The 23,716-nt window shown below is 57.9% G+C and carries 23 protein-coding genes; 16 read left to right on the top strand and 7 right to left on the bottom strand.

The window, feature by feature from the left end; translation table 11 throughout:
- Window positions 1-146 precede the first annotated feature (146 nt).
- The 13 genes from HPY71_06260 (at window position 147) to ltaE (ending at window position 12,590) form a co-directional block, all read left to right on the top strand.
- Window positions 147-1,484, top strand: a complete 1,338-nt coding sequence (locus HPY71_06260) for a hypothetical protein (protein ID NPV53111.1) — start codon at window positions 147-149, stop codon at window positions 1,482-1,484.
- A gap of 96 nt (window positions 1,485-1,580) precedes the next feature.
- Window positions 1,581-2,816: a dNTP triphosphohydrolase gene (dgt, locus tag HPY71_06255; protein NPV53110.1), complete on the top strand. Its 1,236-nt coding sequence runs from the start codon at window positions 1,581-1,583 to the stop codon at window positions 2,814-2,816.
- 381 nt (window positions 2,817-3,197) lie between these two features.
- Entirely contained in the window at window positions 3,198-3,380 is a 183-nt protein-coding gene (locus HPY71_06250; GenBank protein ID NPV53109.1) for an AtpZ/AtpI family protein, read from the top strand.
- Window positions 3,377-3,664: a hypothetical protein gene (locus HPY71_06245; GenBank protein ID NPV53108.1), complete on the top strand. Its 288-nt coding sequence runs from the start codon at window positions 3,377-3,379 to the stop codon at window positions 3,662-3,664. The genes HPY71_06250 and HPY71_06245 overlap by 4 nt, the downstream gene beginning before the upstream one ends.
- 233 nt (window positions 3,665-3,897) lie before the next feature.
- Window positions 3,898-4,563 (top strand): F0F1 ATP synthase subunit A, encoded by a 666-nt coding sequence (atpB, locus tag HPY71_06240; protein ID NPV53107.1) that lies wholly within the window; start codon window positions 3,898-3,900, stop codon window positions 4,561-4,563.
- 70 nt (window positions 4,564-4,633) lie between these two features.
- The gene (gene atpE, locus HPY71_06235; GenBank protein NPV53106.1) at window positions 4,634-4,870 is read left to right on the top strand and encodes an ATP synthase F0 subunit C; all 237 of its coding nucleotides are present in this window, start codon (window positions 4,634-4,636) and stop codon (window positions 4,868-4,870) included.
- A gap of 200 nt (window positions 4,871-5,070) precedes the next feature.
- Window positions 5,071-5,571 carry a F0F1 ATP synthase subunit B gene (gene atpF / locus HPY71_06230; GenBank protein ID NPV53105.1) on the top strand — a complete coding sequence of 167 codons (501 nt, stop codon included), beginning with the start codon at window positions 5,071-5,073 and terminating at the stop codon, window positions 5,569-5,571.
- Window positions 5,572-5,641: 70 nt separating this feature from the next.
- Window positions 5,642-7,474, top strand: a complete 1,833-nt coding sequence (locus HPY71_06225; protein NPV53104.1) for a F0F1 ATP synthase subunit alpha — start codon at window positions 5,642-5,644, stop codon at window positions 7,472-7,474.
- On the top strand, window positions 7,453-8,340 hold the full coding sequence (gene atpG / locus HPY71_06220) for an ATP synthase F1 subunit gamma (GenBank protein ID NPV53103.1): 888 nt from the start codon (window positions 7,453-7,455) through the stop codon (window positions 8,338-8,340). The genes HPY71_06225 and atpG overlap by 22 nt, the downstream gene beginning before the upstream one ends.
- Before the next feature lie 91 nt (window positions 8,341-8,431).
- Window positions 8,432-9,994, top strand: coding sequence for a F0F1 ATP synthase subunit beta (gene atpD, locus HPY71_06215; GenBank protein NPV53102.1), 1,563 nt, complete (start codon window positions 8,432-8,434; stop codon window positions 9,992-9,994).
- 45 nt (window positions 9,995-10,039) lie between these two features.
- On the top strand, window positions 10,040-10,477 hold the full coding sequence (locus HPY71_06210) for a F0F1 ATP synthase subunit epsilon (protein ID NPV53101.1): 438 nt from the start codon (window positions 10,040-10,042) through the stop codon (window positions 10,475-10,477).
- Window positions 10,478-10,671: 194 nt separating this feature from the next.
- Window positions 10,672-11,403, top strand: a complete 732-nt coding sequence (gene tmk, locus HPY71_06205) for a dTMP kinase (protein ID NPV53100.1) — start codon at window positions 10,672-10,674, stop codon at window positions 11,401-11,403.
- Window positions 11,404-11,522: 119 nt separating this feature from the next.
- On the top strand, window positions 11,523-12,590 hold the full coding sequence (gene ltaE / locus HPY71_06200) for a low-specificity L-threonine aldolase (GenBank protein ID NPV53099.1): 1,068 nt from the start codon (window positions 11,523-11,525) through the stop codon (window positions 12,588-12,590).
- Between the two features lie 121 nt (window positions 12,591-12,711).
- On the opposite strand, the gene HPY71_06195 is transcribed toward ltaE, so the two are convergent.
- The 4 genes from HPY71_06195 to HPY71_06180 all read right to left on the bottom strand — a co-directional run bounded on the left by HPY71_06195 (window position 12,712) and on the right by HPY71_06180 (window position 17,775).
- Window positions 12,712-14,190, bottom strand: a complete 1,479-nt coding sequence (locus HPY71_06195) for a proline--tRNA ligase (protein NPV53098.1) — start codon at window positions 14,188-14,190, stop codon at window positions 12,712-12,714.
- Window positions 14,191-14,410: 220 nt separating this feature from the next.
- Entirely contained in the window at window positions 14,411-15,178 is a 768-nt protein-coding gene (locus tag HPY71_06190) for a phosphate ABC transporter ATP-binding protein (protein ID NPV53097.1), read from the bottom strand.
- 84 nt (window positions 15,179-15,262) lie between these two features.
- Window positions 15,263-17,080, bottom strand: a complete 1,818-nt coding sequence (locus HPY71_06185; protein ID NPV53096.1) for a PAS domain S-box protein — start codon at window positions 17,078-17,080, stop codon at window positions 15,263-15,265.
- Window positions 17,080-17,775: a response regulator transcription factor gene (locus HPY71_06180; GenBank protein ID NPV53095.1), complete on the bottom strand. Its 696-nt coding sequence runs from the start codon at window positions 17,773-17,775 to the stop codon at window positions 17,080-17,082. Before HPY71_06180 ends, HPY71_06185 begins: the two co-directional genes overlap by 1 nt.
- A gap of 419 nt (window positions 17,776-18,194) precedes the next feature.
- Between HPY71_06180 and HPY71_06175 the strand changes: the two genes are divergently transcribed.
- A complete protein-coding gene (locus HPY71_06175) occupies window positions 18,195-19,103 on the top strand; it encodes an HAD family hydrolase (protein ID NPV53094.1) in 909 nt (302 codons plus the stop codon).
- Window positions 19,096-19,287, top strand: a complete 192-nt coding sequence (locus HPY71_06170; GenBank protein NPV53093.1) for a hypothetical protein — start codon at window positions 19,096-19,098, stop codon at window positions 19,285-19,287. Before HPY71_06175 ends, HPY71_06170 begins: the two co-directional genes overlap by 8 nt.
- A gap of 39 nt (window positions 19,288-19,326) precedes the next feature.
- On the opposite strand, the gene HPY71_06165 is transcribed toward HPY71_06170, so the two are convergent.
- A complete protein-coding gene (locus HPY71_06165) occupies window positions 19,327-19,665 on the bottom strand; it encodes a P-II family nitrogen regulator (GenBank protein NPV53092.1) in 339 nt (112 codons plus the stop codon).
- Window positions 19,666-19,681: 16 nt separating this feature from the next.
- Window positions 19,682-21,364, bottom strand: a complete 1,683-nt coding sequence (locus HPY71_06160) for an ammonium transporter (protein ID NPV53091.1) — start codon at window positions 21,362-21,364, stop codon at window positions 19,682-19,684.
- Between the two features lie 289 nt (window positions 21,365-21,653).
- Here HPY71_06160 and HPY71_06155 point away from each other — a divergent pair, with 289 nt between their 5' ends.
- Window positions 21,654-22,034: a MerR family transcriptional regulator gene (locus HPY71_06155; protein ID NPV53090.1), complete on the top strand. Its 381-nt coding sequence runs from the start codon at window positions 21,654-21,656 to the stop codon at window positions 22,032-22,034.
- 14 nt (window positions 22,035-22,048) lie between these two features.
- On the opposite strand, the gene HPY71_06150 is transcribed toward HPY71_06155, so the two are convergent.
- Window positions 22,049-22,945, bottom strand: a complete 897-nt coding sequence (locus tag HPY71_06150) for a class I SAM-dependent methyltransferase (GenBank protein ID NPV53089.1) — start codon at window positions 22,943-22,945, stop codon at window positions 22,049-22,051.
- Window positions 22,946-23,716: the final 771 nt, after the last annotated feature.

The following is a 23,716-nucleotide window of genomic DNA, read 5'->3' as shown; positions in this document are numbered from 1 at the left end:
GAAGTGGATACTCAGGCCTCCTCAGGCCTGTGGGTGCCCCCGGCTTGTGGGTATGAACAGGGGTGAACGGCAGACCAGGTGAAGAAATGAGCAGAAAGGTATCCGCAGGGCGATCGAAATCGAATCTCGAAAAATGGCTAATCTTGTTGGCATTGCTTGGTATAGCGGCTATCATGTCTGGTGCTGGCTTTGGGCGGCGCACCTCGCCTGGCAGGATAATCCCCGGGGTGAGCATCGCAGGGGTCGACGTGGGCGGCCGCACCGCCGCGGAGGCCCGGGAGATGCTGGGTGAGCGAGCTACAGCCTGGCTGGAGCGGCCTATTATCCTCGAGCACCAGGAGCAGAGATGGCACCTGGCCCCGGGCAAGATGGGCATCTCGCCGGATATCGGAGGGGCGGTGGCGAGGGCCCTCGCCACTGGCCGCACGGGCGGGTTGTTCCGCCGGATGAGGGAAAGGCGCGAGGCCCGCACCCTGGGGATTGAGGTCCCCCTGCGATTCACGGTCGATGAGGGGCGCTTCAGGGCTTTCATCGCTAACCTGCGGGCTGAGATCGACCAGGCGCCCAGGGATGCGGTATTCGTCCCACAGGAGGACGGGACGGTCGAGATAGAAGAGAGCAGCCCTGGCGCCCGCCTTGACGCCTCGGATCTCCCACCAAGGATCCAGGCTGCGATAACCAGGTCTTACGACAGGACCTTGCCCCTAACGGTAAGGGAGATAAGGCCAGGCCTGACGACGGGTGAAGCCCGGGCCATGGGAATCAGGCGGCTCCTAGGGTCTTACCAGACTGTATTCGACCCCGGGGATGCTGATCGGGTACACAATATAGCCACCGGGGCCGCCGCCCTCAATGGTTATATAATCCCGCCCAGCGGGATCTTCTCCTTTAACAAGGTGGTAGGGCCACGCAGCGAGAAGATGGGCTATAGGCGCGCGCCTGTCGTGCTGAATCAGGAGCTTGTTCCAGATATAGGGGGCGGCATCTGCCAGGTATCAACGACGCTATATAATGCCGTGCTCTTGGCGGGCCTGGAGGTTGTGGCCCGGAGCAACCATTCATTGGCGCCGGCTTACGTCCCGCCCGGCCGCGATGCCACCGTGGCCTACGATTACCTTGATTTCAAGTTCAAAAACACCACGGGCAGTCACATCCTGGTTACAACTGCCGTTGAGGGTAACGTGCTTAAAGTGAGGCTATTTGGAACGCCTACAGATGATCTAGATATTGTTTCCATTGAGACAGAGATAATCGACAGGATAGAGCCTGGGATCATCGAAAAGGAGGACCGGACGTTGAAGCCCGGCGAGAAGAAGGTTGAGAAGAAAGGCGCCCCGGGCTATGTGGTAAAGGTCTGGAGGGTTATATCCAGAAATGGCCTGGAACTCAGGAGGGACCTGGTATCGGTGGACCAGTATGACCCCCGGCCGACTATTGTAAGAATCGGTGTCGGGGGCCGGGAACCGGCAGACAACTACTTATAAGGCTTATGGAGTCTGAGCGTCAATCTGCAAGATACGCAAGGCTGGTGATGTGCTGTGGAGCGGGAATATTCTAGCTACGGCAGCTACGGCTACCGGATTCTATACCAGGAGGACCTGGCCAGGCGAGAGGAGCTGCTTCCTCCGTATGCGGCACGGTCTGCAGCGACGCGGGGGCGCTTGTGCGCCCAGGATGGCGACGACCCGCGCCTCGCATTCCAGCGGGATACTGACAGGATCCTGCATTCAACGGCGTTCCGGAGATTACAGTACAAAACCCAGGTTTTTGTATTTCATGAAGGGGACTTTTATAGGACCAGGCTTACGCATTCCCTCGAGGTTGCTCAGATCGGACGGACGCTGGCTCGCATGCTCGGTGCCAACGAGGACCTCGTGGTAGCTATATCGCTTGCACACGATGTCGGCCACCCGCCTTTTGGACATGCAGGCGAGGAGGCTTTATCGGACTTAATGGCAGAGCACGGCGGGTTCGAACACAACCTGCAGGCGCTAAGGATAGTTGATGAACTGGAGGAGCGCTATCCAGAGTGCCCTGGCCTCAACCTTACATGGGAAACCCGGGAGGGGATAGCCAGGCATGAAACCTTCTTTGACGCTCCCCGAGTCGTTTCCGAATTCTCGAGCTTTCCACACCCCGGCTTCGAGGCCCAGATCTCGAGCGTATCTGATATGATAGCATATTCCACACACGACCTGGAGGATGCCCTCTATATTGGCTTCGTGACCGAGGAGGAGCTGCGCTCCGAAATCGAGCTCTGGAGGGAGATAGCCGGCCGGAGGGGCTACCGCGACCGTGGCGGGGGGAACGCTCCTGGCGGCGGTGAGGAGGCGATATGGGGGCGGCTGAAGGGCGCCCCCGAGCTCCAGAGGGATGCGGCGCGTCGTTTTGCGATCCGCAACCTTATAGATTATCTTATCCGGGATGCGGCGGCGGAGACTATGAGACGCCTGGAGCGACACAGCATAAGGCACCCTGACGATGTGCGAATCGCGGACGAGCCCATGGTGTTCTTCAGTGAGCCTACCTACCCGTGGCTGGGCTCCTTGAAGACATACCTTTCAGACAGGGTTTATAATGATCCGAGAACGCTCAGGATGAGCAATAAGGCGAGAATGATTGTGAGGGAGCTGTTCAACGTTTTTCTGGAAAACCCGGGTATGCTCCCCCGGATAACGCAGGAAAGGATAGAGCGGGGTCAGGATGTCCATAGGGTGATTGCTGATTATATCTCGGGCATGACGGACCGGCATGCTATGGATTTATATAATATCCTCTTCGAACCTTACGAGAGCTCCTTGAGAGGCATACGCTAACTACCGGCTGTGCCAGCCAGGACGCCGGGCGGCCGCGTTTCTTGCTGCGCTTGGGTCGCTTGGGTGGCCGCGCTCGCCGCGCTTGGGCGCGTTGACGTGCGAGGCCTTTTATGCTAGACTAACTTTGTCGGCGGGTTCCCCGGGAAGCCTTCATGCATGGACATCTCGACGCAGTTTGGTAGTCTGGCGTGGCTATGGCCCGGCGGTAGCGGTAATACGTCCTTGAGCGGGCCTTTATAGCTTGATAACTAGCGGCCGCGGAGAACCGCGGTTCCGCCCCGGCAGGGGGAGTCGTGGGTGAATGGCAGCGGGTGGTTTGACCCCGAGCTGATCAGGGCCCTGAAATTCTTCGGGACCATCGGGTTCAACATAGCAGGCTCCATGATAGCAGGCTTCTACCTGGGGCGTCTTCTGGACCAGCGCGCTGGCACGCACCCGTGGTTCTCCCTGGCAGGGTTCCTTCTGGGCGCGTTCTCCGGGTTCTGGGGTACCTATAAGTTCATAATGTCCGAATTCGATGATAAGAAGGAGAAGAAAAAGGACAGGGGGCGCGGGCAGGGATGATTTTGCCAGCCCTTGGTATACTGGCGGGGGTTTTACTTGGAATTGCCGACTCCCGGATCCTGGTGCTCACGACACAGAAGGCCCTCAAGAAGGAGCGCGAGCAGGCCATCGCCTTAATTCGCCTGAGCGCGGCTGCGAGACTTCTGGGGACGTTTATTGCGCTTTTCGTGGGCGTAATGGTTCTCGGCGGTGTGGCATTCATGTTGATGGTCGTTGCTTTTATCGTTATGAGGAGTATAATGCTCATAGTTAGCGCCAAAAACGCCCGCAGGGGACCAATATGATAGAAAGAGCGATGCGATAGAAGGTTGGCCCTAAACCCTCCGGGGAGCAAGAGCTCTCCGGGCTTTCCAGGATTAATACAGGATTAATTATAGAATGGTAATTGATGAGCAAGTGATACGGTATTGGGCAGTCACCGGATAATGGTCGCCTGGGTGGGCCGGAATAGGCCATCTGGGATGCCGGACGCGTGGTCTGGGATGGATACGGGAATAGGAGCAGGGGGCAGGATCTTATGAGCGGGACGGAACACATAGGGGCTCACCACATAATTCATATCGCCGGTAGCACGCTTCACCTCGATACCGTGATTATGACGTGGGTCGTCATCGCGCTGCTGGTGGTCCTCTCCTGGCTCGCGACGCACCAGATGAGGCTAGTGCCCCGAGGAATTCAGAATGTGATCGAATTTGCCATAGAATGGTTAGATGGCACGATCGGCGCCAACATCTCTCCGGCTGCGCGCCCGTGTACGCCCATCATCGCGTCGCTTTTCTTGTTTATACTCTTTTCAAACCTGCTTGGTGTGGTCCCGGGGTTTGAATCCCCGACGGCCGACCTGAATGTCACCCTGGCGCTGGCCGCGGTGGTCATGGGGTTAACCATCTACGCGGGAGCCAGGAGCAAGGGCCTTAAAAATTACTTGATAGGTTTCATCAAGCCGAACCCGCTCTTTCTCCCTTTGAATCTCATAGAGATATTTACGCGCACCCTGACGCTTGCATTTCGTCTTTTTGGAAACATGTTTGCAGGCGACGTGCTCGTAATCATCCTCGGGAATTTAGTTGCGTATGCAGTTCCCACGCTGGCCCAGGCATTTCACGTGTTTGTGGGGGTCCTGCAGGCGTATCTATTCATGATGCTATCCGTTGCATATGTATCGGTCGCGACGGAGGAGTAAGAGGGGCAATAACGAGGAAGCGGGAGCTTTAGAGCGTTGAAGGAGGAATCTTAAGTTGGCAGAGGTAGTATTGATCAAACTGGCATCTATAGCCGCCATCTGCGTTATAGTCTGTGTAGCTGCTGCAATAGCCGGTCTGGGCGATGCCCAGGTGGCGAGCCGTGCGGTTGAGGGGATCGCGAGGCAACCCGAGGCCAAGGCCTCGATCTTTTCGACGATGTTGATAGGGATCGGCCTGGTGGAGGCGACACCGATTATAGCGCTGGTTGTGGCCTTGATTCTTCTTTATGCGAATCCATTTCTATAAAGAATGATTATTTATCCGGGTTATTTAAGGATTTCCTAGCGCAGAACTCCATGATGCCATAGTCGCAGGGGCATTTCTATATTTCTAAATGGAGTATGGCACCCCCGTCAGCGCCCTGCCCTATACGTACCCCTATCAGGGCGGACGTGGGCATCGGGGCTCGTCCGGGGTTGGGTTTGCCCGGGTCGGAGGTGAGGGATTTGGTTCAGATCGACATGACCTTCGTTGCAAGTATAATCAATTTCATTCTACTCGTGGCGTTGCTCGGCGCCTTCCTTTACAAGCCGATGAAAAGATTTCTCAAGGAGCGCGAACAACTTATATCCAGGAATATAGCCGAGGCCGAGGCGGCCCGCAAGGAAGCTGCGAGACTCAAAGAGGAATATGAGATGCATATAGCCCAGGCGCGCAAGGAAGTTCAAAATATCATCGAGAATGCGGTCCGGGAAGGCGAGCATGCCCGGGATGAGATCATCGAGAGTGCGCGCAGCGAGGCGAAGCGGATCGTGGAAAAGGCGGAGAGAGAGGCTCGCATGAAGGAGGCTAGAGCCTGGGGAGAGCTCCGTGACCAGCTCATCGCCTTCTCGGTCCTCGCGGCGTCGAAGGTTGCATCGGTATCGGTTGACCGGGATTCTCAGGAGAAAATTATCAGGGATCTATTGAATGATCCTGTTTTCTCTAGGATTGGTGATTCCCTATAATCTGGCTATAATGAGTGATCAGGCGATTTGCGCGATCAGGCGATTTACCATGATCAACAGGTGATTTACTGTGATCGAGAAAACAAAACTATTTGAAGAGGCTTTCAAGCGCCAGGCCCGGCCCAGGCGAGTCACGGTGACCCTTGCTGTGCCTCCTGGCCCAGGGCTCCGGCAGGATATAATCAATAAATTGAGATCCACGGCCCGGAGTCCGTCCCTCAACGTTTCGTTCAAGGTGGACCCCGGGATCATTGGCGGCATGATAATACATGCAGGAAACAGGATTGTCGACGGGAGCATCAGGCGCCGGTTTGCCGCTCTCCAGTCCACCCTTGCCAGGAGGATGGAGATGGCGATGGCTGGCCGCGAGCTCTCGCCATCAGAGATGATGAACGTAATGAGGGCGGCCCTGGAGGATTACCAGCCGGATGTGGGGCTTGACAGCGTCGGAGAAGTCATCTCGGTAGGCGATGGCGTCGCCAGGGTGACGGATCTGGAGGATACAATGTCCGGCGAGCTCGTGGAGTTCGAGAGCGGGGTGCCCGGCATCGCCCTCGACCTGGATGAAGATTCTATCGGGTGCATCCTGCTCGGACCCGGCGAGATGGTGGGTGAAGGCGATACCGTCAGGGCCTTGGGAAGGGTCGTCGAGGTGCCCGTCGGGCGCGAGCTTCTCGGCAGGGTTGTTGATGCCCTCGGGCGGCCCCTGGATGGCAGGGGGCCCGTCCTCGCGACCAGGAGTCGGCCGGTCGAATCACCCGCACCCGGAGTGGCCGACAGGGAGCCGGTGCGGAGGCCTCTCTATACAGGCCTGAAGGTGATCGACGCCCTCGTCCCGATCGGCCGGGGACAGCGCGAATTGATCATCGGCGACAGGCAGACCGGGAAGACCACTATAGCGGTGGATACCATTCTAAACCAAAAAGATAGCGGCGTTATATGCATATATATTGCCATAGGCCAGAAGGCCTCGACAGTGGCACAGGTCGTGAATACGCTGGAACAGCACGGGGCCATGCCCTATACAATCGTGGTCGTTGCGACGTCGAGTGATCCTACGCCATTGCAGTACGTAGCCCCCTATGCGGGGTGTGCCATGGCCGAGGAATTCATGTATTCCGGCGAGGATGTTTTGGTCGTCTACGATGATCTCTCGAAGCATGCCGTGGCCTACCGGGAGATGTCTCTCCTCCTGCGGCGGCCACCCGGCAGGGAGGCATATCCCGGGGATATTTTCTACCTTCATGGGCGCCTCCTCGAGCGCGCGGCAAAACTGGCGGAGAGGTCGGGGGGTGGCTCGATGACCGCCCTCCCCATAGTGGAGACCCTCGCCGGGGACGTCTCAGCATATATACCGACGAACATCATCTCGATAACGGATGGGCAGATATTCCTCGAGAGCGATCTCTTCTTTGCGGGTGTGCGGCCTGCTGTAAACCCCGGGCTGTCCGTCTCCAGGGTCGGCGGGGATGCCCAGATACCCGCCATGAAGGAGGTCGGCACGAGGCTCAGGCTCGAGCTTGCCCAGTACAGGGAATTGGCGGCGTTTGCCCAGTTTGGAGCCGAGCTCGACAGCACGGCCAGGGCGCAGCTTGCCCAGGGCGAGCGGATTGTTGCGCTCCTGAAGCAGAAACAGCACTCGCCAATGAGGGTGGAAGATCAGGTGGTCCTGCTCCACGCCATTGCAAATCACGGCCTGGATGATGTGCCGGTGGATGGGATCGCCTGGTTCGAGAGGGAGTTCATCTCGTTCATGAGGGAGCATTTCCCTGCGGTCCTGCGCAAGATCCGCGAGGCGGGGACGCTCCCGGATGATTATAGGGGAAGCCTCATGGCTGCCCTTGAACAGTTCAAGAGGGATTTCCTAGTGGGTGAGCAACCATGGAGCAGCTCAGAGAGATAAGGCGACACATAAGGGCTGTGCGGGAGATTCAGCATATCACCCGGGCCATGAAGCTCGTTGCTGCCGCCAAGCTCAAGAAGGCCCAGGATGAGGCCGAGGCCGCGAGGCCGTTCGCCCGGAAAATCAGCGAGGTCCTCCTGGATATTGCGCAGTGGACGCAGGAGCCCCTTCACCCGCTGATGGCCGCACGCCCCGCTAACAAGATTGGCTTCATAGTGATGACCTCAGACCGGGGCTTGTGCGGCCGGTTTAATCATGATATATTCGACACCACGCTGGCCCAGGTTGAAGCATTGGGCGGCAAGGGGAAGGCTGTCATGATCGTTGTTGGGAGGAAGGGACTGGAGTTTTTTACCCGGAATGGTTTCAACATAGCCGCGTCCTATATCAGGCTATCCCAGCGCCCCACCTTTGGGTGGGCGAGGGAGATAGCCTCGAAGGTCCTGGAGCTTTATGAGGCCAGGACAGTGGACCATGTGTATATTATATACTCGAGGTTCTACTCGACCATGACGCACCGGCCCAAGGTATTCAGGCTTATACCGGTGGTTCCCGTTGTGGAGGATGGAACCAGGGCACCACGACCTCATCCTGATGTTTTTATTTTCAACCCCTCTCCCGGGATAGTCCTTGAACACCTCGTCTCGCGGTATATTGAGGTAGAGATCTTCCGGGCGTTGCAGGAGACGGAGGCCAGTAAGCGCGGGGCTCGCATGACGGCGATGTCGGCTGCCACGGACAATGCTGCCGAGATGATAGAGCGCCTTGTCGCTCGGTATAATAGGTCGCGGCAGGCCACGATAACGCGGGAGATCGCGGATATCATCGGAGGAGCGGAGGTGGTGGCGAATGGCGGGACAAATTAGCAACGGGGCGGGAAGCGCAATAAGTGGAATAAGTGGAGTAAGCATGAGGACCGTCAAGATGAATAATGGCTTAGACGGAGGAATAGTCGGGATGGATCCCGGTCGCGAACGTTGGGGACGGGTCGTCAAGATAGCCGGGCCCGTTCTTGATATACAGTTTCCTGAGGGAGACCTTCCTCCGGTAAACGCCGCGGTCGAGATCATATGCCCATCCGGGGATGGCGGGCTTGGCGAGGAGGGCGCGGCCGGTAGATGCGGTGGGGGGGCCGAGAAGGGTGAGAAAGCGGAGAGGGTGGGACAGACAGGAGAGGATGGAGAGCTAGATGCGGCGGGGGCGCGGAAGATCGTGGCCGAGGTGGCGAGCCACCTGCCTGGAGGCAGGGTGAGGTGTATTGCCCTATCGGCGACTGAGGGACTGCGTCGCAACGCGCCAGCCAGGACGACGGGGGGGCCGATCAGCATCCCGGTAGGCCCTGGGGTCCTGGGCAGGGTCTTTGATGTGCTCGGGAAACCCATCGACAATCTTGGCCCCGTTAAGACGGAGGGGTTCGCATCCATCCACCGGAAGGCCCCGTCGTTCGAGGACCAGGAGACGACAAATACCATACTCGTGACCGGCATTAAGGCCATCGACCTGCTGGCTCCCTACCCGCGCGGCGGCAAGATAGGGCTCTTCGGTGGCGCAGGGGTTGGCAAGACCGTTCTTATCATGGAGTTGATCCGCAATGTAGCGGAGGAGCACGGCGGCTATTCCGTGTTTGCGGGGGTTGGTGAGAGGACCCGCGAAGGTAACGAGCTGTGGCTCTCGATGCAGCGGTCCGGTGTCATGAGTAAGGCTGCGCTGGTCTTCGGCCAGATGAATGAGCCACCGGGGGCGAGGCTCCGGGCGGCTTTCACGGGCCTCACGATGGCGGAATACTTTCGTGATGTCGAGGGACAGGATGTGCTCTTCTTCATTGATAACATCTTCAGGTTCATCCAGGCGGGTGCGGAGGTATCTGCACTTCTTGGCAGGATGCCATCGGCCGTCGGCTACCAGCCGACGCTGGCGAGCGACTTGGGCGCACTCCAGGAGCGCATAACCTCTACGCGGCGTGGCTCCATCACATCCATTCAGGCTGTTTACGTGCCGGCGGATGATTATACTGACCCCGCTCCAGCCACGGCCTTCACTCACCTTGATGCCACCACCAACCTGGACAGGAGCATCGCTGAGCTCGGTATTTACCCGGCCGTGGACCCTCTTGCATCCACGTCGAGGTTCCTGGACCCGGGGATTATCGGCGAGGAACATTACAGCGTAGCGCGGAGAGTTCAAGAGGTATTGCAGAGGTATAAGGACCTCCAGGATATTATCGCTATCCTTGGGGTGGATGAGCTTTCACCCGAAGACAAGCTCATAGTGGCGAGGGCGCGCAGGATCCAGAAGTTCCTCTCGCAGCCGTTCTTTGTCTCGGAAGCCTTTACGGGAACCCCGGGCCGCTTCGTCCCGCTGAAGGAGACGATACGGGGGTTCAGGGAGATAGTGGAGGGCAAGCATGATGGCCTTCCTGAGCAGGCATTTTATATGGTGGGCACGATCGACGAGGCCGTGGAAAAGGCAGAGAGGCTTACGCACGCGGCAGGGGTAAAGGCAGAGGTAAAGGCCGGGTGATGCGATGCTATGGCAGGTGTGGGGGGCGCAGAGACGAGGCGGAGGATGCGGTTGGTAGTGGCCACGCCGACCAAGATTGAATTCGATGAGGACGTGGAGAGCATCATAGCGCCGGCCTACGATGGCTACCTCGGGGTGCTGCCGGGCCATGTGCCCTTGATAACCATGCTTCGCACGGGGGTCCTCACGGTTAAGAATGGGCGCGGCACGATAGATTTCGCCGTCAGCGAGGGTTATATGGAGGTCACGCCCGGTAAGGTTGTAGTGCTGGCCGAGGCCGTAGAGATGGCAGAGGAGATCGACGTCGAGAGAGCCCTCGAGGCCAAGCGCCGCGCGGAGGAGCTTCTATCGAAGAGCACCGAGCATATGGACTACATCGCCACGCGTGCCGCGCTCGAGCGTGCCCTTAATCGCTTAAAGGTGGCGAAGCAGAAGGGCCCGAAGGATGAAAGCGGGTCCCCACTGCACGAGCCGCGCGATTGAACCTGTGCGACCGGATGCTGGCGGTTGCTGCTCGGGATTCCAGGGGATATACAGAGAATATATAGCAGCAGTATGTATGTTGCGAGACATGTATGTTGCAAAACGTAAAACATATACATTCTAGACCTGCATGTTGCCAGCTGCTACAGAGCGGATATTGCGGGGCATAGACGGGGATATGGGGGAATTACAGGATGCAAAAGGGAAAGCTGATAGTCTTCGAAGGGATAGACGGGTCCGGGGTAACTACCCAGGCGCATAGATTGAAGGAATATGTATCGTCCAAACTGCAGCTCCCTGTTCACCTGACGAAGGAGCCAACTGACGGGCCTGTCGGGGGCCTGATAAGAACCATCCTCGCGAAACGAGTCGGGGTCCCCACGCGCGATGGCCGGCTCGAAAGCATCGATCCCCGGAGCCTCGCCCTTCTCTTCGCCGCAGACCGCATAGACCACCTGGAGGTGGACATCCTGCCGAAGCTCGAGAGCGGGATCGTGGTCATATGCGACCGGTATTACCTGTCGTCATACGCCTATCAGTCTTTGAATGTCCACCTCGCGTGGCTCGAGGAAATCAACAGGGAATGCCGGAGGCCTGACCTCACCATCATGCTTGATGTGCCACCGCTCGTGGCCGAGAAAAGGCGGAACCGGGACAGGTGGCATGTGGAGCTCTATGAAGAGACGCCTAAGCTCGAGCGGGTCAGGGAGAATTACCTGAATATAATCGGGGACCTGAGGAAGGCGGGCGAGAGAATAGAGATAGTGGATGGCAACAGGCCGCTGGCCGAGGTGCATAGGGATGTGACTAAAATAGTCAGGAGCGTGCTCGCGCCGTCCGGGGGTGCGGGTGCCAGGGCAAGGAAGGGCAGGGCAAAGGTGGATGACGGTGCTGGCGAACTACAGGGCTTGCCGCTCGATATCTAAGCCCGCGTCTTCGGATCCAGGTCTTCAGCCAGGCCGCCATATATGGTCATGGTCACCATATATGCCCCCTATCACCTCTATCATCTTCATCACCCTTCGCGAGGAGGAGTCTATTGTAAATGCAGCCAAGTCAAAAAGAGATCAACTTGTTCAGCGATACCGTGACCCTGCCGACAGACGAGATGCGGGAGGCCATGAAGAACGCAATCTGCGGCGATGATGTTGCGGGGGAGGACCCGACCGTAAATCGGCTCGAAGAAATGGCCGCAGCCAGGATGGGCAAGGAGGCGGCGCTTTTTGTAGCGAGCGGGACGATGGGAAATCTCGTCGCCGTCATGACCCACTGCGACCGCGGGGATGAGGCCATCCTAGAGGCTGAATCCCATACCTACTATTATGAAGTCGGGGGCGTCTCCGCCATCGCCGGCGTCACTCCCCGCCTTGTGCCCGGGCGCAGGGGCATCATGGACCCTGATGATGTCATGCGGGCCATTCGCGAGCCCAACATTCATTACCCCAGGACCAGGCTGATCTGCATGGAAAACACCCACAACCGGGGAGGCGGCACCGTGACCCCTGTTCCCGTGATGGAGGAGATCTGCCGGATCGCCAGGGACCACAGCCTCGCCACGCACCTGGATGGGGCCAGGATTTTCAACGCGGCTATAGCCCTTTCGGTGGACCCCCGGGAGATAGCAGGGCCGTTCGACTCGGTTATGTTCTGCCTTTCCAAGGGCCTGAGCGCCCCTGTCGGCTCGCTCATCTGCGGCTCCCGTGAGTTCATTGCACGGGCTCGCAAAAATAGAAAGATGCTCGGCGGCGGGATGAGGCAGGCTGGCGTCATCGCCGCGGCCGGCATCGTTGCGCTCGAGAAGATGGTAGATAGATTGCGTGTAGATCATGAAAACGCGCGGCTCCTCGCCGAGGGCCTTTCCACCATAGATGGCCTGCGGGTGGACCTGGAGAGCGTCCAGACCAATATGGTGTATGTCGACGTTTCAGACCTTGGCTTCGATACGGATGGCTTCATCCGCGAGCTCGCCAGGCACGGTGTGAGGGCCTCGGGCAGACCTCCATACCATGTGCGGATGGTTACGCACAGGCATATTTCCCGGGAAAACATCCTCGAAACCCTTGATATCATTAGGAAAATCGCGATCAAGAGACTCGCGAATCGCGACCTCTAGCGAGGAGCTCCGGGGCCCGGACCCCCGGCTGCGCTGCTAGCAAGCTCCGTTAGTAGAATTTGGCCCTGCATGTCAACAGGACCTGGCAGGCCAGCCAGGCCCTGGCCCAGCAGACTCTAGCTCAATAGGCCTTGGCGAAGTAAACCAGCGTCTCCGCAGGACCGTTGCAGAATATGCACCTGTCTTCCTTAGTAAGCTTCCTGGGCTGCTCGAGCGGGATGCACCTGATGGTGGCGCCCGTCTCTGCCTTCACTGAGGCCTCGCATGCCGCATCCCCGCACCAGGGACCGATGGCGAAGCCTCGCCGGGTTTCCATGAGCTCCTTCAGCTCCTGGTAGCTGCTAACCTCGTGTGTGTTGTCATCCATGAATTTCCTGGCTCGGTTATAGAGACCCCGGTGAACCTGGTTGAGGACATCCTTCAAGGTGGCCGCGAGGGCCTCCTCCCTGACAGTCAGCTTTTCGCCCGTATCCCTGCGGACCAGCACGACCTGGCCTGCCTTGATATCCCGCGGGCCAACCTCAAGCCTTACCGGGACGCCACGGAGCTCCCATTCATTGAACTTCCAACCGGGAGAATATTCCTCACGCGCGTCGATGTCGATGCGATAGTCACGCTTGAACCCCTCCTTGAGCTCCCGGGCCTTCGCCAGGACCTCATCTCTGTGACCGGGTGTCATTATCGGCACTATGATCGCCTGCACAGGGGCTATGGCTGGGGGCAAGGCCAATCCCCTCTCGTCCCCATGGACCATGATTATCGCGCCTATCAGCCTTGTGCTCACGCCCCAGGAGGTCTGCCAGACGTGTTTGAGCTGGTTGTCTTCGTCGAGGAACGTAATGTCGAACACCTTCGCGAAATTCTGTCCCAGATTGTGTGAAGTCCCGGCCTGGAGAGCCCTCCCATCGGCCATGAGGGCTTCTAAGGAGTAAGTGTCGACGGCCCCTGCAAATTTCTCGCTCTCGGTTTTCCTGCCGGCTACGACCGGTATGGCGAGGTCGTTTTCAACAAAATCGATGTAGACGTTGAGCATCTTGAGGGTCTCCTCGGTGGCCTCCTCGAGGGTGCGGTGAGCTGTATGGCCTTCCTGCCACAGGAATTCAGCGGTCCGCAGGAATGGCCTGGTGGTCTTCTCCCACCTGACGACATTTGCCCACTGGTTGATGAGCACGGGAAGGTCGCGCCAGGATTTTATCCACTTCGCATACATGCTGCAGATGATCGTCTCGGAAGTCGGTCGCACGATGAGGCGCTCGGCCAGCTCCTCGCTCCCTCCATGGGTGACCCACGCAACCTCTGGAGCGAAACCCTCTACATGCTGGGTCTCCTTCCGGAGGAGGCTCTCGGGGACGAAGAGGGGGAAGTAGGCATTTTTATGACCGGTTTCCTTAATCCGGCGATCCAGGCCGGCCTGCATATTTTCCCAAATTGCGTAACCGTACGGTCGAATGACCATGCACCCCCTGACAGGGGCGTAGTCAGCAAGCTCTGCCTTGAGGACGACATCGGTATACCATTGTGAGAAGTCCACGGATCTCGGGGTTATATGCTCGACGAACCCTTCCTGTTTACCTGCCTTATCCGTTTTTTTATCTGCCATGCACCTGGCTCCCTTCTGAAGAAGATAGATAATGTGAAAGAAAGGTCGGCAAAGACCGGCTCGACAAAAAACCCCTTCGTCAGGCTATGCGTCGAGACGAAAGGGCGGGTCTATGAATCCAATATATCATACGCTCCCGCTTACTTCAAGACCCCCAGTTGCTTCACAACCCCACCGGGTTGCAGGCCTATCAGCCGGTCTAACGGGGGCGGCAGGCCGATCAACCAAACCTGCCCGTTATGTAATCCTCTGTGCGGCGGTCGGCCGGGTTTTCAAAAAGCGCGCTGGTGCGTCCAAATTCCACCAGTTCGCCTGTGAGGAAGAATCCTGTATAATCCGAAACCCTGCCGGCCTGCTGCATATTATGGGTCACGATCACGATCGTATACTCCCGCTTCAACTCCTGGATCAGGTCCTCGATCCTCGAGGTGGATATGGGGTCCAGCGCCGAGCATGGCTCATCCATCAGAAGCACCTCAGGCTCGACTGCGAGGAGCCGTGCGATACAAAGCCTCTGCTGCTGGCCGCCTGAAAGGCTCAAGGCGGAATCTCTGAGCCGGTCTTTGACCTCGTCCCAGAGGGCCGCCGCTATAAGACTTTTTTCGACGATCTCAGCTAGCCTCTGCCGGTCCCTCAGGCCGTGCACCCTCGGCCCGTAGGCGATATTGTCGAAGATCGTCATCGGGAACGGGTTTGGCTTCTGGAAAACCATGCCCAGGCGCTTCCTCAGGCTGATAATGTCCGTTTCAGGGTTGTAGATGTTCTGGTTATCCAGGAGAACCTCGCCGTGGATCCTAGCATTATCGACGAGGTCGTTCATCCGGTTCAGGGTTCTCAAGAAGGTTGATTTCCCGCAACCCGACGGCCCGATCAAGGCGGTGACGCTTTTCACGGGTATCGATAGGTTCACATCCTTCAAGGCTGGCGCGTCGCCATAGTAGACCGAGAGGTCACGGGTAACGATTTTATAAGCGAGCCTTGGGTCCATCGCACTTTCCTCCCAGCTTATCAAACGGGGACAAATTAAATTCTACAAAATGGCGGTAAACCCCACGTTTCCGGAATGTTAACATCATGTTAAGGAGGGGGGTTGATTCCGCCTGGGGAGCGTAAAGCTCACGCTCGTGCCCCTGCCGACCTCGCTCTCGACGCTTACCCTGCCGCCGTGGCGTTCGACGATGTGCTTCACGATGGCCAGACCGAGCCCCGTCCCGCCCACATCCCTCGACCTGGCCTTGTCGACCCGGTAGAACCTCTCGAAGAGTCTCGACAGGTGCTGCCTTGGGATGCCGATGCCCGTATCGCTGACGCTCACGGTGACCCAGTCGGAGTCCTCCACCGCACTTATCGTTATAATTCCGTTTTCAGGGGTATATTTAATCGAATTATCAACGAGATTTACGAAGACCTGGAGAAGGAGGTCCCTATCCACGGGCACACTCCCCATATTCTGCGGAATCAACACCTCTACCTGAAGATTCTTCTCCTTAGCCTTGAACTCGAGTGTGGCTATGGCGTTTTCGGCGATCTTCCGGAGTCGTGCAGGGCGTTTCCGCAGCTCGAAATTTTTCGATTCGATCCTCGAAAGGTCGAGCAGGTCGCTTATCAGCGCTTCGAGGCGATTGGCTTCCTTTTGGATTATCTTCAGGAATTTCCTTCCCATCTGGGGTTCCTCCACGGCGCCATCCAGGAGGGTCTCGACGAATCCCTTTATGGAGGTCAGGGGGGTTCTGAGCTCGTGGGATACATTCCCGACAAACTCCGTCCGGACCTGCTCGAGCCGCCTGAGCTCGGTTACATCCTGAATCACGGCCACTGCGCCTACGGGCAGGGCGCTCCCGTTTTCGCCCCTGATTCCGGTAACGTGAACTCGGAGCGTCATCTCCTCGGGGGAAAAGACCCGGAACTCTTTTACGCTGACTTCATCCCCGGCATCTTGTTGCCGGGTTGAAGCCGTAAAGGCGTCCGCGAGCTCGGAGTTGCGTATGACCTCGAGTATCTTCCGGCCCAGCGCCGCCTCCTCGCTCACCCCAAACAGCCTGCAGGCCGCGGGGTTCAAGAGCATGACCCGGCTCTCGTTATCGACGGCGATCACCCCATCCACCATGCTGGCGAGGATCGCCTGGACCTTGTTCTTATCATCGGCCATGCTGCGTATAGTCTCTTTGAGCCGCCGGGACATCTCGTTCAGCGCTGAGGCGAGCCTGCCCAGTTCCCCACCGTAGGTGACGTGAAGCCTTCGCCCGAAATCGCCGTTGGCGACCGCGAGTGCCGCTTCCAGCATCTCCCGGAGGGGGTCGGTGAAGGTTCGCGCGATGAGGTAGGCGAGCGCAAGCGAGAGAAGGATCGATATCAGAGACATCCTGATGAGCATGCCCCGGATGCCCGCGATAACCCTATGAATCTCCGTGAGAGGCATGGATAGCCTGACCGCGCCCGCCAGTTGCCCATCCTTCATGATGGGGAGGGCCACATATTTTATGGCGGCTCCGCCTGCAGAATCATGGCGCATTTCCCTGCCGATCTTCCCGGAGAAGGCGCTCTGGATCTCGGGCTTATACCTGTGATTATCCATTCTCATGGGGTTTTCCTGCGAATCGGCGAGGACAATCCCATCCTTGCCGATTATCGTGACTCGGGCCTGAGATTTGCGCGCGAGGTCCTGCGCCAGGGGCTGGAGCACGGCGCGGTTTGACTCTGAAAGGGTGTAAGCCTGGAGCATGTCGGCGATGAGCGCCGTGCTGGATGAAAGAGATGAGTCCATCTTATCGAGATAGTATTGCCCAATCGCACCATTCAAGTTCACCGTCGTCAGGATCGTGGCGAGCAGGATCAGAAGAAAGAATGCGAGGGTGAGCCTTGCGAGGATGCTCCAGTTCCTTATCATCATCAGGTTGCCTCCTTGATTTTGTAGCCGACGCCGTGGACTGTTTCGATATACCTGGGCGTGGCAGGGTCATCACCCAGCTTCTGCCGGAGGCGCCTGATATGGACGTCGACCGTGCGCGTATCACCATAGTATTCATAACCCCAGAGGGTTTCCAGGAGAAAATCGCGGGTCATAACGCGACCACGGTTGCTCATGAGCAGCCTGAGGAGCTCGAACTCCTTGGGAGTGAGATCCAGCTTCCGGCCGCCTACGGAGGCCTCGTGGCGCGCTTCATCCAGGACGAGGTCGCCCACCTGGAGGTAGCCGCCGTAACCACTATCACCGGTTCCCTTTCCGAGGCGTCTCAGGATCGCCCTCACCCTTGCAACTAGCTCCCGTGGGCTGAAGGGCTTCGTTATATAGTCATCAGCCCCCAGCTCGAGCCCGAGTATCTTGTCCACCTCGGTATCCTTGGCCGTAAGCATTATTATGGGTATCTTGGTCTCCTGCCGGAGTATCTTGCATATCTCGAAGCCGTCCTTTTTCGGGAGCATTACATCCAGTATGACGAGATCGGGCTTATCGCGGCGGACGGCCTCGAGCGCGCTCTCGCCGTCATACGTGCCCGTGCATGTAAATCCCTCTTTTTCGAGGTTGAACTTCACAAGCTCGACTATCGAGGGCTCGTCATCGACTATGAGCACCCTGGCTGCCATAGCAGGTCCTCGCCCCTTTTTGCGTTTTCTATCGAAATTATATCATACTGTGGATTCATTGCGCTACCGCGCTGCAAACGGGCAAATGGGATTTCTTCCGCTTGCTACCCGCCCCTCCGGCAGTGCCCATCGGACGGAATAAAGGGCGCGCCGCCCTCTAGATCATTCAGGCTCGATATGATAATATGGAATAAAATTGATCGGGTTGTGGCCATACGGAATAAGCGAGCAGGAATAGGAATAAGCGGGCTGGCCGTACGGGCGGGCCAGCTGAGGAACAGGTGGGTCGGGTCAACAAAGAAATTAAGGAAAGAAAGAAACAAAGGGGCAAAGAGACAAAAAAGAGATTAAAGAGACAAGAGACGAGAGACAAAGAGCGAAGAAACAGAGAGAAGGCGTTTGGGGGAGGACGGATCGAGGTGCCTGTGGAGGTCAGGTTTGGCTCCAGGGTGGTGGCCTGTTCTGCGGTTATATTCGACAAGGATGGGACCCTACTGGATGGTTACAGGCTCTGGGAAGAGCTGGCAGGGCTCAGGACGAGGATATTGAAGGAACAACTGGAGGAGCAGTATCAGGAGCAGTATCAGAAACAGCATCAGAGGCAGTGCCGGAGGCAGTATCAGGTGAAGGATCGGGCTCAAGAAGGAGGCCGGGGGCTGGAGGTCGGGGATATCGAGGGCATCGAGGGGGCCATCGCTGAGATCATCGCGAGCTACAGGGCAACGCTGGGCATCGGCGATGATGGGGCCATAGACCGGCGGGGCCCGCTTGTCCTGGCATCATGCCGCGATGAGGTTGTCATGACCGCTACGACCCTCTACCAGCATGGTTTCAGGTGGGATGATGCCCTTATAATTGCGGAAAATGCGTATAGCGAGGCTGAGCGCAGCCTCAGCCTCGAGGCTATCAGCATTCCGGTAGAGGGCGCCTATGATATTCTAAGGGATCTCATAGCCGTCGGCGTGGCCACGGCTGTGGCGACAACCGATACGCACGCTCGGGCCGAGGCGACCCTGAGGACAGCCGGTTTAGAGGATGTCATAAATATAATTGTTGGTGTGGACGATGTCGAGCGGGGCAAGCCCCACCCGGATGCCATATTCCGGGTGTGTAAGGAACTCGGGGTGAGCTGCAGGGAGGCAGTATATGTCGGCGATACCATAACGGATATGCGGACGGGCCACAACGCAAGCGTGGCCTGCAGGGTCGGGGTTCTGACGGGCGCCGGGACCCGGGAGGCCCTCGAGCCGCTGGCTGACGTGGTTCTGGAATCCGTAAAGGATATCTCCGTCTGTCACCATCCTGGTGCCCGTCTTCCTCATGTTTAGGGCTCTCGGCCTAGTTGATACGATGAATTTCCTGGACTGCACGAAAGGAATCATGCAGCCAGGGCCGCCGGCCGGTTCAGTTGGGATTGGGATCGGCCGGTTTCCGTTGAACCGGCCGGGCGAGCAGCACGGGGCTTGCCCGCCTGGCCGGGATTGCGGGGCGGAGGTGAGGGATTTGAATTAACCCAACGAATTGAGGTGAATTGATTTGAATTCATATAGCTCATATAGCGTCCTCGCCGCGCTCGCCCGTGCGAACCCTCACGCATTCCTCGAGGGAGTAGACGAACACCTTGCCATCCCCCACGTTCCCGGTATACGACGCCTTGACGACTGCCTCGATCACCTTCTCCACCATGCCGTCGGCGACGGCCATTTCGATCTTGACCTTGGGCAGGAGGTTGATCTTGCGCGGGATCCCACGGTAGACCTCGACATAGCCCTTTTGCTTGCCGCATCCACGCACATCAGTGACGGTCATGCCTACGATCCCGGCCCTCTCGAGGGCCTCAATCACCTCTTCTAGCTTCGATGGCCTTATTATCGCTTCAATCTTTTTCATAGCTGATCGACCCCTTTCAACCCCCTGTTTTGCCGGTCGCCTCGGCTGTGACGGTGGAGACCTGCTGACCGGATATCCAGGCGGTCACCTGCTGCGGGATAGGAGCGGGCGCGCCCGTGCCGGCAGGACCGCCGCCTTCATAAGGATCGGACTGTTGTGATGATACCAGGAAGTCCGGGTATGCCAGCACGCCCATCTCCGGGAGGTCCAGGCCTATCACCTCATCGGCGGCGCTTGTGCGGATGCCGATGGCCCAGTCAAGCACCTTGAAGAAGGCATAGGATGCCCCAAATCCCCAGAGGATCGCCGCGCCGCCCGTTATGAGCTGGGCGACGAGCTGCCCGGGGTCCCCGTAAAAGAGGCCGGCGATGCCGCGCCCCGCAACGCCCTGGTAGACCTGGGCCCCGATGCCGTTCCAGCCGGCACCGTAAGTGCCGTCGGCGAAGAGCCCGAGGCTTATCACGCCCCATAGCCCGTTGAGACCGTGCACGGCGATGGCGCCCACGGGATCGTCAATATGGAGCTTCCTCTCGATGAATTCTACGCCGGCACAGACCAGGATGCCCGCGATGGCACCTATGATGAGGGCGGAAACCCCGTTTACGAAGGCACACGGTGCGGTGATCGCCACGAGCCCCGCAAGGGCCCCATTACAGGTCATCGATGGGTCGGGTTTCCCGTATTTGAACCACATATACAGCATTGCGGTGAGGCCGCCTACAGCCCCGGCCATCATGGTGTTGACAGCTACGATGGATATTCTCAGATCGCCGCCTGAGAGGGTGCTGCCCGGGTTGAATCCAAACCACCCGAAGAACAGGATTATCGTTCCCAGGACGGCTAGGGGGATGTTGTGGCCGGGTATCGCGACGGGCGTCCCGTCTTTCTTGAATTTCCCGATCCGGGGTCCGAGGACGATCGCTCCTGCAAGGGCCGCCATGCCGCCCATCATATGTACCACCGCGGAACCTGCAAAGTCCGCGGCTCCGTGCCCGAGGCCGAATTTGGCGCCGAGCTGGGCGAGCCAGCCGCCTCCCCACACCCAGTTGCCGAAGATCGGGTAGAGGAACATAGAGATGAAGAGCGTCGATATCACCACAGCCAGGAACTTGACGCGTTCCGCCATGGCGCCTGTGGGGATCGTCGCGGCGGTATCCATGAATACCATCTGGAACAGGAATAATGCGAAGACTCCTACATCGTAAGCGGCGCCTGTGAGGGCAAATCCCTTGAGGCCGAAGAGACCCAGGCCGCCCAGGGTGAATTCGCGGTCCAGGGCGGAGACGCCGCCGAGGTTTGCGACCGACATCACGCCGCCGAACTGGAGGGCGAATCCCATGAGGTAGTAGCCTACAGCGCCCACCAAGAACACCATCAGGTTCATGGCCATGGTATGGGCCGCGTTTTTAGCTCTGGTGAATCCGGTCTCTACGAGGGCAAAGCCAGCTTGCATAAAGAAAACCAGGAAGCCTGCGAGCAGGGTCCAGATGAAGTTCAGGCCGATCTTGTCGTGCCCGACCTGGTTTGCCAGTTCGATAAAGGTGGGGGCACCTGGCTGGGTCGCGGCGACATCGGCCACGGTGCCGGTGGTGGCGCCTGTCGGGTCCCCTGATCCTGCCAGGGTGAGGGTGGTCGCTGCAAGCAGGAGGAGCAGGAAGCCGGCAATGCTGAACAGCCATACGCGGCGTTGATGTAGCATCCGGCAGGCTGTCTCATACATCTGGAGGAGGGCTCTACTGAAGATCATACGGGACACCCCTTTCATGAATTTGTGAATTGGTGGATTGATTTATGGATTTGTTTTATGAGGAATCTTATTGGGTAGATTCTAACGCCGGTGTGATGAGGGAGTCAATTAAACCGTCATGCTTTTGTAATGTTATATAACATAAACCTAACATAGAGTTTGACATCTAGGCCCGGGTGTGGGAAGATAGTGTCAGGCGGGCAAGGCTGCCAGAATCAACAAGCTCAGGAGGCGGGAGGTCATGATCGCATTATCTGAAGCAGTCTACCCCATAGGCGTAGTGCAAAAACTCACCGCATTATCCGCGAGGCAGATTCGCTATTACGAATCCTACGGCCTGATTTCACCTGCACGTTCCAGAGGCAACCATAGGATGTTCTCTCAGAGAGATATAGAGATTCTCTTGAAAATCAGGGAAAAAATCAACCAGGGCTGGGCGCTGGAGGGGATCAGGCTGGCCTTCCTGGCCGGGGAGCTGGTATCGAGGGCACCTGGGGCGGGTGACGCGAGGCGTGTCGCCCCGGCTTCCTCGGAGGCCGCGAGGATCCCGCGGGTGAGCTCGATCTTTCCCATCAACGATCACGCAGGCCTAAACAAGAGGCTTGACATGGATCGGGGTTAGAATGGAGTCGAAATTTAGGATTCGGCGCGCTGGACCGGGGTTGGAATCCGGCGCGTCTTTATTGCATACACCTCCATTGACCCCAGGCGGCGATCCCCGATGCCGAATGAAGTGAGGCTCACCACGTGAAACCCTGTTTCATGGAGGAGCCGGCAGATCGTGGCCGGGGAGAAGTATTGAAGGTGTTCACCGGGATCCGCCTGCCAGAAGGCCGTTTTGGCAGGATCCCGGTTCTCTGGATCGGGGTCGGGGGCGTCCGCGTCAGGGGTGGCGAGCCCCAGGGCTCCCCCGGGTTTCAATATGCGGCTCGCCTCTAGGCACTTCTGGAGGGGGCTGGGGACATGCTCTATCAGGTCCCACATCGTCACGGCGTCCATGCTTTCATCGGGCAGGGTCGCGTCGCGGAGGGTTCCTCTGATTACGTTGAGGTTATACTGCTCCCTTGCGAAGTTGACCGCAAAGTCTGATACATCCACACCAAGGCAGTCCCAGCCACGCTCCCGTGCCGCACGGAGTGAGAAACCGCTCGCGCATCCAACGTCGACCATAGAACCAGGAGGCTTCCGGTAGTGTTCTATTGAGAGCATTCGCTCGATGAAAAGGTCGAGCCTGGAGTCGTCGCCCAGGTAATTCTCATCCGGCTTGTAGCCGGCGGGGCCTTGCCCTGTAAAGTAGGCCTCGTCGTAGATCTTTATTATGTCGTCAAGGGGCGGGCGCGGGATAACATAGATCAACCCGCACCGCTGGCACCTGACGAGCCTATGCGGTGGAAGCTCCAGAACAGGGGCGGCACTGTTCCCCTGGCAAAGGTCACAGATGTCGCGGGGCGCCACAAGAAAGTCCTCCGAGCCATCTGGGCAGTCCAAGCCCTCCGGCCCCATTTCCGTGAGGTCCCTGGTATTATTGTTCACAGCGTCATCGTCTATAGCATCATAGCATCGTTATCGTCTACAGCATCGTCCACGATATCGCTGCTCATGATTTCGCCCCCTTCTCGCGTGTAGCGCGCATTCCGACGCGCGCATTCCGATGTTCGTATCCCGCCGCGCGTTTTGCCGCGTGTCCCGCCGCACATGTCCCGCGCGCGTCTCGCGTATATCCTTATTTATTTTATCTCGCCCTAGGGGGGTCCGGCCCCTGGCCGCAGGCCAGGACATGCAGGGCAGGCAGGACGGATCGTTTCGAGAAACGATTCCAGGTATAATATAATCGGGGATCGTATGTTATGTGCATGTTAGTGCTGAGACCGTCGATTTTCTCCAGCCGTTGCCCAAATCATCCATATAATGGTGAGGCCCGATGCCTTCAAATCCGTATGGCTTCGTTATATCTATAAATGTATATCTACAATGTGCTACGTCAGTTGGTGGTAATGATTGGTGGTAATAATCCACGGTCTCAATACTCCCGGAGGGCTGATTGGCAATCCCCCTCAGATTTTTCATACTTTCGGGTGATTTACGCGAGACTTGACCTGCGGTATACTTAACTTGCCTCTGGGCTATGGGTGATAGCATGTCGGTTAAGTATCGATTGACAATTATGGATTTGGGCAGTCCGCGGCTGCGGAATTATAGATCAAGTGCTCATATTTAATTGCCACAACCGGGAACTTTTAGTAGGATATAGCGTTATTTATATTGCCTGGATATTGTTTATCTTTATTGTTCGTTCTGGATAGG

It is taken from the genome of Bacillota bacterium (assembly GCA_013178125.1).
Classification (GTDB): Bacteria; Bacillota; SHA-98; order Ch115; family JABLXJ01; genus JABLXL01.
This window is presented reverse-complemented; position numbering and strand designations above follow the sequence as displayed.